This window comes from Pseudoalteromonas sp. 120-MNA-CIBAN-0494, assembly GCF_040308885.1.
GTDB classification, from domain to species: Bacteria; Pseudomonadota; Gammaproteobacteria; order Enterobacterales; family Alteromonadaceae; genus Pseudoalteromonas; species Pseudoalteromonas nigrifaciens.
The window spans coordinates 1-274 of the sequence record NZ_JBEOOE010000143.1; the positions used below are offsets into that span (position 1 = coordinate 1).

Annotated in this window: 1 pseudogene; it reads left to right on the top strand. The window is 47.8% G+C overall.

The window, feature by feature from the left end:
- Window positions 1–21 precede the first annotated feature (21 nt).
- Window positions 22–274, top strand: a pseudogene (locus AAEY55_RS18300) (ATP-dependent metalloprotease); the annotation flags it as partial.

Genomic DNA, 274 nt, shown 5'->3' on the forward strand with positions numbered 1-274 from the left:
GCTGTGGCTGATGAGCAACTAATGCCATTACTGCGCGAGAACCAAGTTGAGGTTCAGGGCACAGCACCGAAACGTCAAAGTGTGTTGATGCAGTTACTGATAGCCAGTTTCCCAATCCTATTGATTATTGGTCTGTTCTTATTCTTTATGCGTAATATGCAGGGCGGTGCAGGCGGTAAAGGTGGCGGCCCAATGAGCTTTGGCAAGTCAAAAGCCAAGATGCTGACTGAAGACCAAATCAAGGTCAACTTCGAAGATGTGGCAGGTTGTGAAG